The 3,155-nt window shown below is 74.8% G+C and carries 4 protein-coding genes; 2 read left to right on the top strand and 2 right to left on the bottom strand.

What is annotated here, in order from left to right; genetic code table 11:
- Both AE652_RS38535 and AE652_RS38530 read left to right on the top strand, forming a co-directional pair.
- A partial coding sequence (locus AE652_RS38535) for a DUF2797 domain-containing protein (protein ID WP_159028690.1) occupies positions 1-786 on the top strand: 786 nt, incomplete at its 5' end.
- A 105-nt stretch (positions 787-891) separates the two neighbouring features.
- Positions 892-1,836 (top strand): alpha/beta fold hydrolase, encoded by a 945-nt coding sequence (locus tag AE652_RS38530; RefSeq protein ID WP_049660085.1) that lies wholly within the window; start codon positions 892-894, stop codon positions 1,834-1,836.
- Positions 1,837-1,873: 37 nt separating this feature from the next.
- On the opposite strand, the gene AE652_RS38525 is transcribed toward AE652_RS38530, so the two are convergent.
- Positions 1,874-2,242, bottom strand: a complete 369-nt coding sequence (locus tag AE652_RS38525) for a hypothetical protein (protein WP_049660083.1) — start codon at positions 2,240-2,242, stop codon at positions 1,874-1,876.
- Positions 2,239-2,928 (bottom strand): DUF6232 family protein, encoded by a 690-nt coding sequence (locus tag AE652_RS38520; RefSeq protein WP_049660081.1) that lies wholly within the window; start codon positions 2,926-2,928, stop codon positions 2,239-2,241. The genes AE652_RS38525 and AE652_RS38520 overlap by 4 nt, the downstream gene beginning before the upstream one ends.
- Positions 2,929-3,155: the final 227 nt, after the last annotated feature.

Below are 3,155 nucleotides of genomic sequence, written 5' to 3'. Positions count from 1 at the left end.
CTGGGCGGCCCGCGCCGCTGCGTGGGGGCCTGGCTGGCCGGGGCGACGGAGCGCACGCCCTGCCCGCACCACGCGGTGATCGACCCGGGCGGCGGCGCGACGCAGTGCCCGGCCTGCCAGAGCGTGGACCGCGGCCTCGCCCTCGCCCGGGACCAGATCCTCGACGACGGCCGCACCTACCTGCTCTACCTCGCCTGGTTCGGCGAGGGCCTGCTCAAGGTCGGCCTGACCGCCGAGCAGCGCGGCGACAGCCGGCTGCTCGAACAGGGCGCGCTGGCCTACGCGTTCACCGCCCGCGGCGCCCTGCCGGCGGTCCGGCGCGCCGAACTCACCGTCGCCGCCTCGGGCCTGGCCCGCGAGCGGTACAAGTCCCGGATCAAGACCGAGCAGTGGTGGTCGCACGGCGACGTCCCGTACCGCCGTACGGTGCTCGGCGACGCCCGCGCCCGGGCGCACCGGCTGCTGGACGGCCACGCCGTGGAGCTGCTCGCCGACCGGCCGGTGGTCGACCACGTCGAGCGCTACGGACTGGCCGGCGGCGCCCCGGAGGCGTACCGGGAGATCGCCGGGCTGGCCGACGGCGCGGTGCTCGCGGGCCGGCTCCGCGCGCCGGTGGGCCGGCACCTCTTCCTGGACCAGGCGGACGGCTCCGGACCGCTGCTGCTGGACACCCGGCTGCTCACCGGCTGGACGCTCAGCCCGGTCACCGGCCGCGGGTCCGAGGGCCTGGTCCTCCAGGAGCGTCTGCGCCCGCCGGAGCCGGACACCCAGGAGGCGCTGTTCTGAGACCGCTCAGGACCACTCCGACCAGCATGGTTGCGTAATAAAACCGCAAGGCCTAGCCTCGGCCTTGCGGTTTTAAGTTGCTACCACCTTGGAGCGAGCCCGACCATGATCGCCGCCCACGAGACCTTCGACGGCACCTTCCCGTACCGGCCGCACTTCAGCACCGCCGCCGGCTTCCGCCAGCACTACGTGGACGAGGGCACCGGCCCCGTGGTGCTCTGCCTGCACGGCGAACCCACCTGGGGCTACCTCTTCCGCGACCTGGTCCGCCGCCTGGCCCCGACCCACCGGGTGGTCGTCCCCGACCACATGGGCTTCGGCAAGAGCGCCACCCCGGCCGACCGGACCTACTGGCTGCAGGACCACGTCGGCAACCTGGAGGCGCTCGTCCTGGACCTCGGCCTGCGCGAACTCACCCTGGTCCTGCACGACTTCGGCGGGCCGGTCGGCATGGGCCTGGCCGCCCGCCGCCCGGAGCTGATCGCCCGGGTGGTGAGCGTCAACGGGCCCACGCCGTTCGGCCAGCCCGGCCTCGCCGCGGCACTCGCCGCCAACGCGGCCGAGTCCCCGTGGTTCGGCTGGATCGCCCGGGCGCACGCCGACGGCAGTCTGGACGCCGTCCTCGGCGAACTCCGCCACACCGTCCTCAGCACCCTGAAGCTCAACGGCTTCGAGAACAACGCCCTGATCACCGACACCTGGCTGGCCGCCTACGGCGCGGCCTTCCCGTCCCCCGCGGAGGCCGCCGGGGCGATCGGCTGGGCGAAGGGCTTCGCCACCGGGGCGCACACCTTCGAGACCCCGGGCGCCGAGGCCCGCGCGGCGCTCGCCGCCCTGCCCGCGCTCGCCCTCTGGGGCGCGGCCGACCGCACCCTCGCCGCCCGGCACTTCCTGCCCCTGTTCGCCGAGGCGTTCCCGCGCGGCCGGGCCGTCGAACTGCCCGGCGTCGGCCACTACAGCCCCGAGGACGCCCCGGAGACCGTCGTCGAGCTGGTGGAACGCTTCCTCACCGAGACGGCGGCGGAGACGGGGGCAAGGGGTACGGCGTAGGCCGGCGCCCGCCCGCGAGCGGGCGCCGGTCGGTCGGTCAGCCGCTGAGCAGGGCCAGGAGCTGGTTCGCCAGGCCCAGCGCGGGCGCGGCGGCCTCGCCGACGCTCTGGGCCAGGCCGGCCAGCAGCAGCAGGGTGTTGCGCCGGCTCCTCGGCTCCTCGGCGGCGGGGCTGGTCAGCACCGGCAGGGCCTCGGCGAGGCTCTGCCGGTCCGCCTCGTGGAGCCGGCCGTCCCGGGCGAGCTCGGTGACCACGGTGGCGAGCCGGGCGAACAGCGCGGCGACCTCCGGCGGCAGCGCCTGGTCGCCGGCCGCCCCGTTGTTGTGCTGGATGCCGACGTTGCCGCTGCCGCCGTGGATGGTGACGCGGTCGCCGTACTGGACGTCCGGACGCTCGTTGTCGTTCACTTGCTGACTCCCGTGTTCCCCTGGCCGCCGTAGATGTTGACGCTGTCGCCGAACTGGTACTGCCGCAGGTCCACGCTGATGGTCTGGACGATCTGCTGGAACTCGGCCTGCGGGTTCTCGATCGCGCGGGTGATGGTGGCCTGCAGCTCGAACGCCGGCTCCGCGGTGAGCCAGGCCAGCACCGCGGTCGGCGGGCCGGCCGTGTCCACGGCCAGCACGTACAGGTCGGGCCGGCGCAGCACCGGCCAGGTGAAGATCAGGAAGTAGAGCGCCACGAGGATCATCGCGACGAGGAACAGCGTGCCGGACCCGGAGTCCGAGGACGATCCGTCGGTGGCCTGCGCGATCACGAGCACCGGCAGGAAGACGACCAGGGCGAAGGCGAGCAGCCGCAGGAGCGCGCGGCGCCGGCCGGGCACGATCAGGGAGGTGCCGACCCGGGCCACGTTGGCGAGCGGGTACGCGGCCTGCCCGATCCAGAGGATGCGGTTGGTGACCGCGACGCGGGTGGTGGTCGGGGTGCCGACGGGACCGCTCGCGAAGGCCGGCGGCGGGGTGGTGGGCGGCGGCGGCCCGAACGGAGCCGGTGTCGGCGGCCCGCCGGGCGGAGGCGGCGGAACGAACGGGAAGGAGCCGGTCTGTCCGGCCCGGGTCGAATCGGAAGGATCGGTCGGCTGCATGGCCATGTCCCCCAAGGCTGTCGTGCGAGGGAGGACAATGTGCCAGCAGGCTCCGGGTCCGCACAAGTTCATTGTCGTGGCGGATAACTGACGCACCGTCGGTTCGTATGCCCCGGCCCTGGTCCCGCCGACCCGTCGTCCCGCAGGCCGTCAGCCCAGCTTGCCGCGCAGCACGCCGGGGCCGGAGCGGGCCCGGCGGGACCGCGGCGGGCGGGACGGGCGGACGTCGGGGC

It is taken from the genome of Kitasatospora sp. MY 5-36 (assembly GCF_001182915.1).
In the GTDB taxonomy this organism is placed as follows: domain Bacteria; phylum Actinomycetota; class Actinomycetes; order Streptomycetales; family Streptomycetaceae; genus Kitasatospora.
The sequence above is the reverse complement of the archived record's forward strand: the minus strand, read 5'-3'. Positions and strand labels throughout refer to the sequence as shown.